The organism is Mangrovibacterium sp. (assembly GCF_041596335.1).
Classification (GTDB): Bacteria; Bacteroidota; Bacteroidia; order Bacteroidales; family Prolixibacteraceae; genus Mangrovibacterium.
Window position 1 is genome coordinate 41048 of sequence record NZ_JBFHIT010000016.1, and the last position, 15012, is coordinate 56059.

General features: G+C 42.6%; 13 protein-coding genes. 3 read left to right on the plus strand and 10 right to left on the minus strand.

The annotated features are described in order from the left end of the window. Positions 1–238: 238 nt before the first annotated feature. From ABZD21_RS07810 to ABZD21_RS07820, 3 genes are all read right to left on the minus strand, one after another. Positions 239–1279: an NAD(P)/FAD-dependent oxidoreductase gene (locus ABZD21_RS07810; protein ID WP_372774145.1), complete on the minus strand. Its 1041-nt coding sequence runs from the start codon at positions 1277–1279 to the stop codon at positions 239–241. Between the two features lie 215 nt (positions 1280–1494). Continuing rightward, positions 1495–2334, minus strand: a complete 840-nt coding sequence (locus ABZD21_RS07815; protein ID WP_372774147.1) for an endonuclease/exonuclease/phosphatase family protein — start codon at positions 2332–2334, stop codon at positions 1495–1497. After that, on the minus strand, positions 2324–3304 hold the full coding sequence (locus tag ABZD21_RS07820; RefSeq protein WP_372774149.1) for an alpha/beta hydrolase: 981 nt from the start codon (positions 3302–3304) through the stop codon (positions 2324–2326). The genes ABZD21_RS07815 and ABZD21_RS07820 overlap by 11 nt, the downstream gene beginning before the upstream one ends. A gap of 127 nt (positions 3305–3431) precedes the next feature. Between ABZD21_RS07820 and ABZD21_RS07825 the strand changes: the two genes are divergently transcribed. After that, on the plus strand, positions 3432–3965 hold the full coding sequence (locus ABZD21_RS07825) for a DUF3124 domain-containing protein (protein ID WP_372774150.1): 534 nt from the start codon (positions 3432–3434) through the stop codon (positions 3963–3965). Here ABZD21_RS07825 and ABZD21_RS07830 read toward each other — a convergent pair. Together ABZD21_RS07830 and ABZD21_RS07835 are read right to left on the minus strand one after the other, a co-directional pair. Next, the gene (locus tag ABZD21_RS07830; protein ID WP_372774151.1) at positions 3962–5611 is read right to left on the minus strand and encodes a SulP family inorganic anion transporter; all 1650 of its coding nucleotides are present in this window, start codon (positions 5609–5611) and stop codon (positions 3962–3964) included. The two genes, ABZD21_RS07825 and ABZD21_RS07830, sit on opposite strands and share 4 nt — an antisense overlap. 204 nt (positions 5612–5815) lie before the next feature. Next, positions 5816–6199, minus strand: a complete 384-nt coding sequence (locus tag ABZD21_RS07835) for a hypothetical protein (RefSeq protein ID WP_372774153.1) — start codon at positions 6197–6199, stop codon at positions 5816–5818. Positions 6200–6714: 515 nt separating this feature from the next. On the opposite strand from ABZD21_RS07835, the gene ABZD21_RS07840 reads away from it, so the two are divergent. After that, positions 6715–7851: a sensor histidine kinase gene (locus ABZD21_RS07840; RefSeq protein WP_372774155.1), complete on the plus strand. Its 1137-nt coding sequence runs from the start codon at positions 6715–6717 to the stop codon at positions 7849–7851. 31 nt (positions 7852–7882) lie between these two features. Here the strand turns inward: ABZD21_RS07840 and ABZD21_RS07845 are convergent, their stop codons facing one another. The 4 genes from ABZD21_RS07845 to ABZD21_RS07860 form a co-directional block, all read right to left on the minus strand. Further along, a complete protein-coding gene (locus ABZD21_RS07845; RefSeq protein WP_372774157.1) occupies positions 7883–9142 on the minus strand; it encodes a DUF819 domain-containing protein in 1260 nt (419 codons plus the stop codon). A gap of 178 nt (positions 9143–9320) precedes the next feature. Beyond that, positions 9321–11339: an excinuclease ABC subunit UvrB gene (uvrB, locus tag ABZD21_RS07850; RefSeq protein WP_372774159.1), complete on the minus strand. Its 2019-nt coding sequence runs from the start codon at positions 11337–11339 to the stop codon at positions 9321–9323. 82 nt (positions 11340–11421) lie between these two features. Further along, the gene (locus tag ABZD21_RS07855; RefSeq protein ID WP_372774160.1) at positions 11422–12414 is read right to left on the minus strand and encodes an endonuclease/exonuclease/phosphatase family protein; all 993 of its coding nucleotides are present in this window, start codon (positions 12412–12414) and stop codon (positions 11422–11424) included. An 8-nt stretch (positions 12415–12422) separates the two neighbouring features. After that, positions 12423–13022 carry an HAD family hydrolase gene (locus ABZD21_RS07860; protein WP_372774162.1) on the minus strand — a complete coding sequence of 200 codons (600 nt, stop codon included), beginning with the start codon at positions 13020–13022 and terminating at the stop codon, positions 12423–12425. A 106-nt stretch (positions 13023–13128) separates the two neighbouring features. Here ABZD21_RS07860 and ABZD21_RS07865 point away from each other — a divergent pair, with 106 nt between their 5' ends. Continuing rightward, entirely contained in the window at positions 13129–13515 is a 387-nt protein-coding gene (locus ABZD21_RS07865; RefSeq protein ID WP_372774163.1) for a hypothetical protein, read from the plus strand. 60 nt (positions 13516–13575) lie between these two features. Here ABZD21_RS07865 and ABZD21_RS07870 read toward each other — a convergent pair whose 3' ends face one another. Then, positions 13576–14868: an aminotransferase class I/II-fold pyridoxal phosphate-dependent enzyme gene (locus ABZD21_RS07870; protein WP_372774164.1), complete on the minus strand. Its 1293-nt coding sequence runs from the start codon at positions 14866–14868 to the stop codon at positions 13576–13578. Positions 14869–15012 lie beyond the last annotated feature (144 nt).

Consider the following 15012-nt stretch of genomic DNA (forward strand, 5'->3'; position numbering starts at 1 on the left):
GACCCGTTTCTTTCGGAAACATTTCAACTGAAACAATTCAATCTTGTATAAAAATTATGGTCGAGATTGATTCAATCACTCTCTCAAAGGTATAAATGAAATTTTCATTTAAAAACCCACCAGTTATTTCATTCCGGTTTGATTCGATAAAACCCGACACAAGCACAAGCACAACCCATCTACAACAACAACTTACAACACACCATGCTTATATCGCCGAAACTAACAAACCCTTTGATCAATACCGTCGCAAGTCGACTTCCGGGTGTATCGGACTTGCCGGATTATTTAACCGGGCAACGAACTGACGGGCAAAATAGGGCCCAAGCATGCAGCCTTTTGAACCTAGACCATTAAAAATCCCGATCCGTGGGTGCTCCGCGCTCATGCCCATCACCGGTCGACGATCGTGTGTCGTTGGTCGGATTCCCGCCTGATGCCTCGAAATCTTGTAATCGCCGGTAAATACCTGTTCTAATTTCGCACACAATTCACGCCGGGCTTCCGGTGTTGGTTGTTCATTCAAATTATTCCAGTCATAAGTTGCTCCCATTCTGAACTGTCGCCCTCCGGTAGGCATCATAAAAAAGGATTTATTGAGAATGAAATCAGCATTATAGTCAGTTGTTTCCAAACCAAATACTTCGCCTTTAGTATGCTTAAATTGAATTTGCTGAAAGTAGGGATTTTGTGACGCGCGATGACCTTCACAAAAAATAATCCGATCCGCTTCCTGTTCACCGTAGCTTATTCGATCCTGATGAACAAGCAAACGGTCATATTCAAAATCCATTGTCCGAAGGCGATTGTTTTCAATCAGGTATTCCCGAAATCCATCCAACAGGCTTTTCAAATCAACTCGCCCGGCCTTTTCAACCCAACCACTGCCATATTCCATCCGAAGTTGCCCATAGTGGCTGAAATCCGGCTCTGCATTTAAATAGCTCGAAAGCCCATTCGCGACAGCTTTCTTTTTCCAAAAGTCGGCTTCGCCCAACCCAAAAACCTTGCGAATTTTCAGGGGATGAAAAATCTCTCGTCCCAGCAATAATTCCAGTTCGCGATAGGTTTCCTCCAGTTGCGGAAATAGCTCGTCAACAAGCCAACTTTTAGTTAGCCTGCGAAAAACAACCGGATTGATCAGCCCCGCGGCAACGACCGATGCTTTTTGAAACGTTGAAGAATCAATCACTTGAACGGACTTCCCCGACTTCAGGAGCTCATGGGTCAATAAAGTTCCGGCCAACCCCTGCCCTACGATAAGAAAATTTGTTTTCATCAGTAAACAATTTGTTTTCTAATTGTCTGATGGAACTACCATGTGCTGAAAACTAGTTTTATTTAGTGTTCATGTTCAGAGCAACAGGTTCGTTTCAACTTCCCAAAGACAGTTTTACCGCGTCCTTTGTTCAGCTTATTTATTTTTTTCAATGAAACCAATCAAAACTATAATACATAAATATCCAGCTTTATCGGCCATCAATTCTAACCCAGCTATTTAAAATAAAGCTCCGTAACGACTGGTAAATGATCAGAAGGATATTTTTGATCGTTCGAATCAGTCAAAACAACATAGCTCTTAACTGCTATTTTTCGATTCACAAAGATGTAGTCGATCCGATGGTCAAGCGGACTATTTATATCGAAGCTATTAAAAGTGCCCTCCGGCCCCCGGGCTTCGGTTTCCGATTTCTCTTTGCTGTCGTGCATTCGGCGGGAGATATAGGTAATTGCCGACTCATCAGGAGTCAAATTGAAATCACCGGTTAATACGACCGGCAACTTATCATTATTCAATTCCTTAATTTTCGACATCACCAATCTGGCAGATTCCCTCTTGGCCTCAACGCCCAAATGATCAAAATGAGTATTGAAAACCCAAAAGTTTTTCCGCCCGTCATATTCTTCCAGCTTTATATAGGTACAAATCCGGTAACAAGCCGCATCCCACCCCATACTTGGACCGTCCGGCGTTTCCGACAGCCAGAACCAGCCCTGCTCTTTGAGTTGATATTTTTGTGATTTGTAAAAAATCGGACAATACTCTCCGCGATTAATGCCATCGTCTCGCCCTACACCAACCCAATCATACCCAGTAAGATAGGCCGCCAAATCGTTAACCTGTCCAAGTAGTGCTTCCTGTAAACCGACCACATCCGGGGCATTTGAAAAAATCAGATTCGTTACGTTTTGTTTTCGAAATGGCCAAGCATTCTCACCATCATCCGGATTATTAAAACGAATGTTCCAGGTCATCACCTTCAAATCCGTTGCCTGAACTAACGAAAATGTGAGGAAACAAATAAGTAATAACGATCCTAATTTAATCTTCATCGTATTCCGTCTTTTCTGATTCACAATAATTGAATGCAGGATAATCACAATCATGATCTCCTGCGATAATTGAGTGCATTTGAACATGTTTATTCATTAGCACAAAATCGTAGCAAAACTTTACGATCTCGTCGAAATAGTCTGCCATTGGGCTGCTAGCCAACGAATGATTCCCACCACAAATGGTATTTAACCAATACGGTTTGCCTAGTTTTCGTAAACTTTCGGCCATGGCATATGAACCATGTAACATTAGATACCCAGGCTTTTCGTCCGGGCAATAATGATGTGGAGCCGAGCCATAAGGGACAAGATTGTCGCACGTTCCGTGGAAAAACATGGCCGGCACAGCCGAGTCGCGGTATATGGCTGTTGTGTCTGGAATAGCACCTGCCATACCAATTACGCCGGCATAGGAAACCGGGCCCGAATCTAAGCCATAACAATAAGGAGCTTGAAACGCGGTATTTAACACTGTTTCTGCACCGGCACTACTTCCGGCTAAAATTATTTTGTGTGGATCAATTCCTAACTGTTCCCATCGTTCAATCAAAAAATAAGTGGCATCCTGAAGATCCTCAACAGCAGCTCGGAATGTCTCCAGCTTTTCCCCAGCCGGGCAGTCGCATCCAAAACCAGTCTCCGTGTTCTTCCTGGTCAACCGATAATCAATTGATACAGCTACATAACCATACGATGCAACTCGCTTGCAAAAATCACGAATAAACGGTTCATCCCGCTGTCCACCAGAGAATCCTCCGCCATGAACGTAGACCAGAACGGGCCGTAAATCCAGTCCATCGAATGCGGGCTGATAGAGATCCATCTCAAGTTTTGTCTGATCTTTTTCAACATAGGTGAATGTGTCCATCAGAATTGAATCAGCAATTGGTTCCTGATAGCGAATCTGAGCCAATAAATTTCCAACCGCAAAACACAGCAAGCAACAAATCAATAAAAAACGGTTCATGTTGTAAGTTATGGGTGTCAACTAAGGTAAAATGTGCATACTTTGCTAAATTAGGAAAAAATTCATCCGAGTCAATTGCGTAATTTTATTGGCTCCTGGGTTTGTCCAATATTTTAAATTGAAGTTGATGAAAAGCTACTTACAACCATTGCTGATCCTGTTGATGATTTGTTCCTGCCAGCCAAGCCAAAAAGACGAAAACCTCAATCGAGTTAATCACCCGAGTCATCAGTACTCGTTTGTTGACATCCAGCCTGATTCGATGGGCTATCTTGAAACAGACTATGTTCCAATCTACTCCGACATCTACCACATCGATGGCACGAACCGTTTTCTATTAACATCGACATTAAGCATCAGAAATACCTCACTGACCGAGAATGTTTTTGTATTCAGTGCCAACTACAATGATTCGTATGGCAAGCAATTAAGACAATATATCGACTCAACAATCTTGTTGAAACCACTGGAATCTATCGAGTTTGTTGTTGAACACAAGGAAAACAAAGGCGGCGCCGGAGCAAGCTTTTTGGTTGAATGGGGGGCCGATAAAAATGGCGAACAATTGCTGATTCAGGCTGTCATGACCGGAACCAGCAACCAGCAGGGTTTATCTTTTATGACCGAGGCGAAGATCGTTAAACAGATCTATCGTGACTAAATCGCTTTTTGATCAGTCATAGTTTTCTTTGCTTGTTTTAAGGCTTGGTCAAATGCTGAAAAAACTTTTTCACGGCTTATTAGCTTGAATAACCCACCCTTTTCCAGATCCTTCAATACATTTGAGCGCACGCCAGACAGAATAACTTCTGTCCCACTCAATCTGATCTGTTTAATCGCATCTTTCAGGTTATGTATGCCCGTCGAATCAATAAAAGGTACGTGGCGCATTCGGATAATCAGAACTTCTGATTTTACACCAATTTGGTGTAAGGTTGAACTGTATTGCTTAGCCGAAGCAAAGAAAAATGGTCCACTTATCTCGTAAATCCCTAAGCCTTTTGGTAAATCAGCATAATTTTCGAGCACATCTGAGTCAATCTCAAAATCGGGCTGGGCTCCTGCATCTGCCATCCGTTTCATAAACAGCATGGCCGACAAAACAATTCCGATTTCAATCGCGAAGGTTAAATCGACAAGCACTGTCAATAAGAATGTTACAAGTAAAATCAGAATATCAAAAGGCGATCCCTTAAGGATAGATACGAACGAACGCCATTCACTCATGTTGTAGGAAACCACAATCAAAATACCGGCGAGACATGACATTGGGATCAGTTTAGCCCATTGCCCGAAAAACAACATTATGAATAGTAAAGTCAAAGCATGTACGACACCGGCAACCGGAGTACGTCCTCCATTTTTCACATTGGTGGCTGTACGGGCAATCGCCCCAGTGGCCGGAATTCCGCCGAAGAAAGGAGTTACCACATTCGCAACTCCCTGCGCGATTAGTTCCGTATTCGAACGGTGATTTCCACCAATCATCCCATCAGAAACTACTGCCGACAATAAACTTTCAATCCCCCCCAGCAACGCAATCGTCAATGCCGGTGCAAAGTACAGGTGTAATTGACTAAAATCAACCGACGGGAAAGTTAGACTGATTGTTTGTGGAATATCTCCGAAAACGGTTTCAATATTCGAAACCGGCAAATGAAAAATTTGTACTGCAGCAGTTACCGCTATTATTGCGACAAATGATCCGGGAATCTTATTACTGATTTTCCTAAAATAAACAGTGATCAGGATGGTAACAACCGTAATCGCCAATGCAGTAAAATTAACCTGACTGAGATTTGCTAAATAAGTGCCCCATTTCGGAATAAATTCCGATGGCAACGTGTCCAATTGAAGTCCTAGTGCGTCCTTTATTTGTGTGGTAAAAATCACCAACGCGATACCGCTGGTAAAGCCGACAACCAAGGGGTGAGGAATGAACTTGAGCAAAGCCCCAAGTTTTAACAAGCCAAAAATGATGAGAATGACTCCGGCTAATATGGTCGAGATCAACAAGCCATCTAAACCATATGTTTGGAGAATACCGAAAACAATGACGATAAATGCCCCCGTCGGACCGCCAATTTGAACCCGACTTCCACCTAGTATGGAAACAATTAAACCGGCTACAATCGCTGTTATTAAACCCTTTTCGGGTGAAACACCCGAAGCCACGGCAAACGCAATGGCCAGAGGCAATGCAACAATGCCGACAATGATGCCGGCAAACAAATCTTTGGAAAACTGATCTTTGGAATATCCTTGTTTTAGAACACTCACTAGCTTGGGATGGAAAACCTTGTTCATAAATGTCTATTTAGAGCTGAAGGTGCAAAAGTAGACACAAATGGCTGCCTTTATCCCCGCTTAAGCCCATTTTTTTTCGATTTACAACATCGAAAAAACGAATAGCACTGTAAGACAGACAATTAATTAACCAACATCCCAGTATGAACATTCGTTAATATTGACCATAATTTGTGGCCAGCTTTGGGAATTCTAAATCACAAGCTACTTAAGCTGATCAACAATCAAACTTACCTGCTCAAACGATTCCCGATGGCGCTTCTTAAAAAAACCAGTCGACATAACTTCCAACTCATCCTTCACTTGATTCATTGAACCCAAGATGGTTTTCCGAAACAAACTGGCGCAATTAGCACAACGTTCTGCCCCAATGCTGTCAGCAATTTCCAGAGCCTCTTTCATCTTATAAATCGAGCGACCATATTCCTTTCCGAACCGACTTTGCTGAGCTGTTGATAACAAACGATTGATTTCTACTAAATTTTGACTACACACATTGCCATTGGCTGGACAACTAACTAATTGAATAATGTCTTCATTCAATTTTCCTTTTTCATTCCGCGACTCAAAAAAATCTAACAACTTCATAACCTTAACTTTTTAGTTAACATTTCCTACTACCTAACCCCTACCTGAAGTCCGATTACTTGATATTTATTTTTGCACTTAAACAAGCATTGATCACGAAATTATTAATATAAATTTAACTTACAAACTATTCTGATCCTTTTTTTGATATTTTATCAAGTTGATATTTCTCAATTAGCAGTCAATAAAAAATCAAAAAAGTCAACGGTTACTCGATTGACAGACTGCAGTTTTCACACATATGATCATTCTACTCGAAATAAATCTGCAATATCAACAGACCACCCATGGTTCTATTATTGCCTCCTTCGAAACAGTCATTTGGTTAATTGAGGCGAATGTCAATCGCTTTTTTACCCGGCAAACATTTCCGACAAAGCACGCCGACTGTCAAGTGAAAAAAGCAGAGCCTCGGTCATGCGAAGTATACAACGACATCAAACGAATACACCAGCTTAAAATGATGATTGAAATATTGTCCGTTTTTTATAACCTTGTAGCTTTATCCCAAAAGAATGAATAGCAAAAAACTCCAGACACAATATGCGCCCGCCGAAAGAGCGGATAGCGCCATCCTTTCAGCTCAAAACCAGCTCTTTTTCAACAACGAATCGTTTGTAAACATTACCAATTCGGTATCGCAAATATTGGTTGTTATCAACAAAGAGCGCCAGATCATCTATGCCAATAAGGTATTCCGCGAATTACTTTCGATCACCGATAGCGACCACTACCTTGGTAAACGAGTGGGTGAAGCTGTTCAATGCATTCATTCGTCGCAAACAGAAGGCGGCTGCGGAACAACCATGTTCTGCAGCAAATGCGGTGCTGTCAATGCAATTCTGGATTCGTTTAACGGAATTCAGTCTGTTAATGAATGCCGAATCTCGCTGCAAAACGGTGAGTCGCTCGACTTGAAGGTATCCTCAACCCCTTATTCATTAAACGGGCAAGAGTTTTCAATTTTTGTGATTACAGATATCAGCGGCGAAAAAAGGAGACAAATACTGGAACGGATCTTCTTTCACGACGTACTAAACAGCGCAGGCGGAATTTCAGGCCTTTCGGCTGTGTTGAATGCGATTGATGATCCAGAGGAAATTTCCGAAATCGCGCAATTAATTCACGGTTCAGCAGACCATTTGATTAATGAAATTAAAGCACAACGCCAATTGTCGGCTGCAGAAAGTGGAAATTTAGAGCTACATATCGACAAACATGAGTCAATATCAATCCTCCAACAGGTCGCAGGCTTGCTCTCCAAGCATGAAATATCCAATGAAAAACAGATTTCAATAAACCCGAATTCAGAAAATTTCAATCTTGAGACTGATGCCACACTATTGAAAAGAGTTTTAGGTAACATGACTAAAAACGCTCTTGAAGCGTCGTTGCCAAACGCCACCGTTAAACTTTCCGTATTCAAAAATGACAAATCGGTTGTTTTCGCGGTTCACAACCAAAACTATATTGAGGAGCAAACTCAGCTTGAGCTATTTAAACGTTCATTCTCAACCAAAGGAGCTGGCAGAGGAATTGGTACTTACAGCATGAAACTACTAGGTGAAAAATACCTAAAAGGGAAAGTCTGGTTTAACAGCACACAAGCCGATGGCACAACATTTTTTATTGAACTGCCCCAAACCAGCTAATACCAAATTTCAATGTCGTTTTTATTTTAAATTACTTAGAAACCAACTGCATCAACAATCCACAGATATAAGCACCGTAGGTTCCCAACGCATAACCTAAAACAGCCAACAAAACCCCTACGGGGGCTAACGATGGATGAAAAGCTGCAGCAACGACAGGCGCACTTGCAGCGCCGCCAATGTTCGCTTTACTACCAACTGCCAGAAAGAAAAACGGTGCTTTAATCAATTTGGCAACCAAAATCATTAAACCAACGTGAATAGCCATCCAAATACCACCTACCGCAAAAAGGCCGATGTTGTCGAAGATCTTTGTAATATCCATCTTCATCCCAATTGTGGCTACCAAAACATAAATAAACAACGTCCCCACCTTTGAAGCTCCGGCTCCTTCGTAGTTTCGAAGCTTTGTAAACGACAGGCCAATTCCCACTGTCGTAGCCAAAATAATCAACCAAAAGAACCGAGAAGTGAGGCTAAACTTATCCAAAAAAGGTGCATGCACTTCAATGATTGGTACAATTGTATCGGCAAACCAGTGCGCCAATCCGGTAACCCCAAGCCCAATCGCCAAAATAACCATTAAATCGGTTGTACTTGGTATTCGGGCAATCCGCTGACTAAAATCATGCATTTTTGTTTGCAAACGTTCCACACTGCTGGCATCAGCTTTTAAGAAACGATCAATTCGATGAGATTTTCCGACTCCAATTAACAGGAAAGCCATCCAAACCTCAGCCACCAGCACATCAACCGTAATCATCACTGAATACAAATGGTCGGATGGCTGAAAAATTTCGTACATCGCAGCCTGGTTTGCTCCACCGCCAATCCAACTACCGGCAATGGTGGTCATACCGCGCCAAACAGCGTCAGGCCCTGCGCCTCCAATTAATTCAGGGTTGATTGCAGAAGCGATTAAGATAGCCAACGGTCCACCGGCAACGACACCTGCAGTACCTGTAATAAACATGATAAGCGCTTTGTTTCCAAGTTTGAAAACCTCCTTCAAATTAATACTAAGCGTAAGTAAAACTAAACTCGCCGGAAGCAAGTAGCGCGATGCCACGTAATACAAATTCGAATTTTCGCCATCAACAATTCCAAAAGTTGTGAGCAAACTGGGGAGAAAATAACAAAGCAGCAGCATCGGAACTACCTTGAAGAACTTCGTGAAAATCGGGTTCGACGAATTGCTGGTGTAAAAGATTCCAGCCAATAGCATAATGATAATTCCTAAAGTAACGGCATCACTCTGAATGAGCGCACCAGTATGCTCTGTGTTTGTCATGTAATATTATTTTCAGGATTAAAACAAATAATTTCCGATTGGAATCCAATGGAAAATCCGAGGCAAAGATACCAATATCTCAACGCAGAGCAACGACAAAGATCAGGCTTGGAGTATGGCGGTTAAATTCCCGAAATAACTTTTCCGATCTGGTCAAATCAGCAATTTTATAATTGCTCTAGTTCTTGCTTTTCAAAATCTCCTGTAAGCGATACATCTCATCGCGTAAACGAGCCGCCTCAATAAAGTCAAGTTCTTTGGCTGCTGCTTCCATTTCCTTTTTGGTTTTGGCAATGGTTTTTTCCAAGGCAGGCACACTCATGTGAGCCACAACCGGATCGGCAGCCACATCGAGCGGTCTTTCTTCCTGCTGATAGGTTTGCGACTTATTACTCCGATATTCGTAACCAATAATTTCGCGGGTTGGTTTCACAATCGCCTGTGGTGTAATTCCATGTTCTTCGTTGTATTTTAACTGTCTGGCACGGCGATAATTTGTCGAGTCAATGGTTTTTTGCATCGAATTAGTGATCTTGTCGGCATACATAATCACTCGACCGTTCAGGTTTCGGGCAGCACGCCCGGCAGTTTGAGTCAACGAACGTTCCGATCGAAGAAACCCTTCTTTATCAGCATCGATAATCGCAACCAACGAAACTTCCGGCAAATCAAGTCCTTCTCTTAACAGGTTGATTCCGACCAACACATTGAACACCCCCCGACGCAGGTCTTCCATAATCTCAATCCGCTCCAGGGTATCGATGTCCGAATGGATATAGCGGGTTTTGATCCCCATATTGAGGAGGTATTTGCTGAGTTCTTCCGACATGCGCTTGGTGAGCGTCGTTACCAGAACCCGTTCATTCTTATCAATTCGCAGATGAATTTCGTTCATCAAATCGTCAATCTGATTCAATGACGGCCGCACATCAATAATTGGATCGAGCAGCCCGGTTGGACGAATAATTTGTTCGACAATCACCCCCTCTGATTTCTCCAATTCGTAATCGGCAGGCGTGGCACTCACAAACAACGTTTGGCTCACAATCGACTCAAACTCCTCAAACCTCAACGGACGGTTATCAATAGCAGCGGGCAAGCGGAATCCGTAATCCACCAAATTCACCTTGCGGGAATGATCGCCGCCATACATCGCTCTAATCTGCGGAACAGTAACATGACTTTCATCCAGAATAACCAGAAAATCATCCGGGAAATAATCCAGCAGGCAAAATGGTCTTGAACCGGCATCACGTCCGTCAAAATAGCGCGAATAGTTTTCGACCCCCGGGCAGTAGCCCAACTCACGCATCATTTCAAGGTCATATTCAACGCGCTCTTCAATACGCTTGGCTTCGAGCGGCTTGCCAATCTCGCGAAAGAAATCAACCTGCTTCACCAAATCGTCCTGTATCTGACGGATCGAACTTTGCATCCGCTCCTTCGTCGTAACAAAAATATTGGCCGGATAAATAACCGCTTTATCCAACTTTTCTATAATGCTGCCCTCTATCGGGTCGAAGCTGTAAATCTCCTCCACCTCGTCGCCCCAAAAAACCAACCGCACTGCATAGTCGGCATAGGCCAAATACACATCCACGGTATCCCCTTTCACCCTGAAATTGCCACGTTGAAAATCGATTTCGTTCCGGGAATACAGCGCGTCAACCAATTTATGCAGAACCTGATTCCGATTAACGACCTCACCCACCGATAATTCGGTCACATTTTCATGAAAATCCTGAGGATTACCGATCCCATAGAGACAGGAGACCGAAGAAACGACCACCACATCCCGTCGTCCGGACAAGAGCGCAGAGGTTGTACTCAGTCGCAGTTTCTCAATATCCTGATTAATGGACAAATCTTTCTCGATGTAGGTATCCGTTGTTGGTAAATAGGCTTCAGGCTGATAATAGTCGTAATACGAAACAAAGTACTCCACCGCATTTTCCGGGAAAAACTGTTTCATTTCGCCATACAATTGAGCAGCCAGGGTTTTATTGTGGCTAAGAATTAAAGTTGGTCGCTGCACCTTTTCAATGACATTCGCCATCGTGAAAGTTTTCCCCGATCCGGTTACTCCTAAAAGGGTTTGAAACCGCACTCCCTGCTCAATACCTTCGGCAATTTGACGGATTGCTTCAGGTTGATCCCCCATCGGTTTATAAGGTGCAACAACTTTAAGATCTTTCATTTCTTTAACTCCAAAATCCAGTCTTCAATTTTCGAATCAGCTTTTTTGTAAAACAATTCAACTATTGAAAACCAGTCGATTTCTATTTTTCTATTTCAAAATAAACCGGAAAGTGGTCCGAAACACCACCGTAGTAATTCGGTCCGCCATAAGTCCGGTTTGGGGTCACTTTCCCTTGCTTATCGGTGTACTCCATCCAGGCTTCGCGAAAGATTGACCCGACTGGTGCTACAACCCGAAATCCTTTTTCATCCATCAACGAAGACGATACAACCAAGTTATCCAAAACATTCCAGTTGCCTCGGTAGCAGTAGGTTCCCTTCTTTTGCCCCTCGAAAGGAGCCATTAAATTCACCAACTTTGAATTACTGTCTGGCATGCCCGCCCCCAGTACTTTTGACATACTTTCGTTATGTGGTTCGTCGTTCATATCGCCCATAATAACAACATTGGCTTCCGGGTTTTTAGTCAAAATCCGATCGACTCGTTGTTTAAGAACTCCGGCTACAAACATTCGGTGGGGCGCTGTTTTTGCCAGTCCACCAATACGCGATGGCCAGTGATTCACAAAGAAGTGGAAATCTTCATTTTTTATTTTCCCGTACACATATAAAATATCGCGGGTCGAAAATCCGGGATTAACAGCTATCGCTTCAGATGTTATAAATTCGAATTTATCCGGGCGATAAAGTAACGCCACGTCAATCCCCCGATGATCCGGGCTATCGTGATGAACAATCTGATAATTTCCCGGAGACATTCTTTTTATACGCACCAGATCTTCCAGAACACGTCGGTTTTCAATCTCAGCCAAGCCAATTATTCCAGGCAAATCATCGGGGCTAATATCGGTAAGTACCCGGGCAATGTCGTTCAACTTCTTTTCATACCGATCTCCGGTCCATTTTTTCTCGCTCGTCGGAAGAAACTCATTATCATTCACATGCGGATCATCCTCCGTATCGAACAAATTTTCCACATTGTAGCTAACAATCGTCACCTGTCGAAATTCATTTCGGCTCTGACACGAAACAAGAAACAAAAAAGTGAGAATAACCAACCAGTTTTTAGTCATATTCGGTTCTATTTACCCGTCGTTACGTTGTAATATTTTGTTACGTCAACCACCATCATACCAGCTGTTTTGGCAGCCTTCATGCCCAATACCCCATCTTCAAAAACCTGACAAAGGGACGGACTCACCCCCATTAACTCGGCACACCGTAAAAATGTTTCAGGATGAGGTTTATAATTCTTTACATCCTCATAGGCCACAATGATATCGAAATATTGATCGAGGTCGATTAGTTCGAGCGTCTTTTTAGCCAGTCTCTTTAAGCCCCCGGTGCCAACAGCCATTGGCAATTTACCGTGAAATTTTCGAATGACATCGACGACCGGCTCAATTGGTTTTGCCAGGTGCATGTTGCTTTCGTATTCTTCCTCTTTAGCGTCACCCATCTCTTGAGGGTCGATATTTTTATTGAAAAGTTCGTTTAATTTCTCAACAGTCGGATAAAGCGGAATGCCCGCCAATGCGTTAAAAAGCTCTACCGTAAAGTCGATATCGTAACGTGCGGCAGCATTACGCCAGGCAACAAAATGAATCGGCATCGTATCCGAGATTGTTCCATCCAAGTCAAAAATAAGCCCCTTCGCTTTCGGATCAATATCTAGCACCATTTGGTTGAATTTTAATGAATAATCGCCAAAAGTACACAAAAGCGCCATCCCTTGTCCATTTTTTACTTTACTAAAAAATTAACACATTTGTCGAAAACCAATAAAAATGGAACGACACATTTTTTTATCCCTGACCACCAGCTCTCAATGGATTTTATTCGTTGGCATATCACTGCTTATCTATTCATGGATTGAGCGAAAACGTTGGCTTCAGATTGCGGGTGAGCTTTTGTTTGTCGCTTTGGCGCTTTTTGCGCTTTGGGTCATAAAAAGCGGAATGGTTGTCGTTCCCGATGTTGCCGAAGGAGCAACGGCACCAGTCGAAGCCCGCCTGTTAACTTTTTTTGCCGGGATCGCCCTTTTAGGAATTGTTGCTACTATTGGTCTGGTTCTGCAGCACCTAAAATCATCCTACGCGAAAATTCCTATCTTAATTCTGGTTGCTGCCGGTGTCCTATTGTTCTTCATGTTAAACCATTTGCAGCGCTTATAAAAACAAAGGCTGCTTCCCGAAACGAAAAGCAGCCCAGCCATATATTTTGCAATCCAAAAATTATTTCTTCGAATCGGCACAGGCGTTGTAAATTCCCTCGAACAATTCTTTCGCGTCAGACGCAGCCATTGCCGAAAATGCCACGCGGATGACGTTATTCAAGTTGATGATTCCGATGCTATACTTTTCAATCAATATTCGGCGTACGGTCTCACCATCGATTCCATCGACCAATTTAACGCACATAAAATAACCTGAATTATACGGAAGCGCGTGAAAATATTCAGCATATTTTGTATCCTTCAACGCCTCTTTTACCGCATTGTAGCGTGTTTTCAGAACATTGAATTTTTCCGCTTTTTGTGCTTTATAAGCCGGATCTTCAAATGCTTTCAACAACAGCGACTGCGATACATTCGACGCATTTGAAATATTACCACGAACTGCGCCAGCCGTTTTTGATTCCATCGCAGCATAAAAATCCGAATCTCCTCCTTTTATTCCATAGGTAATAAATCCAACCCGGAATCCCCACACGTAGTCTTCTTTAGTTGGTCCATCAATTTTCACAGCCAACACATTGGTGTGCAGATTGCACAATTGTGCGAAAATACTTTCTTGCTCTACCCCCTCTTCATAAACCAATCCGAAGTAGGCATCGTCACACAGAACGACTAATTTATTGCCTTGTTCTGCTGCATTTCTTATAATCTTAGTTATCTCTGCTGCTTCGGCAATAGTTGGTGAATAACCAGTCGGGTTATTCGGAAAGTTCAGGATTATGATTTTCTTGCCAATCCCGTCAGCTTCAATTCCTGCTTTAAAAGCAGCCATATCGAGCTTATTGCCATCAAACAATCTATACTTCTGTAATTCAGCACCATAACCATTGCTCAGGATCAAGTTGTAGTTTCCCCAGAACAAATCCGGCACCAATATTTTTTCGCCTTCGTTAGCAAATAAATAGCCCGCCATGCTCACACCATGTGTTAAGGCGTTGCTCACAACCGGCAAACTCAAAACCTGATCACCAATCCGTGGATTTTTTTCATAAATCATACTCTTCCAACGAGCACGAATATCGGGACGGCCAAAGCTTGGAGCATACGGAAACACCAACGACGGGTCCAGATTAATCTGGCTTTCGAGGCTTTCCAAACGCATAGGAGAACCGTTATCTTCCACAGCAGCGCCAATTGTTGCATTAATCCGGGTTCCCTTAGCATCTGCCGTTTGACCAAGAATACCTTTTTTCGGGAAGAAGATGTTTTTCCCGCGGTCCGAAAGTAATTCGAATACTACCGGATTTTTCTCACGAATAACTCTATTTAACTCTTCAGCTTGTGGATTCATTATCAGATTTTTAAAGATAACTCTTGTAACTTTTTCATTCAATATTTTACGGGGCGAAAGATATTAAAAAAACTTCATCGAGGAAGGCAATTCTTATAAATTGAAACATTCATCATTCAAATATCTTCAAATCGTAAAAATATT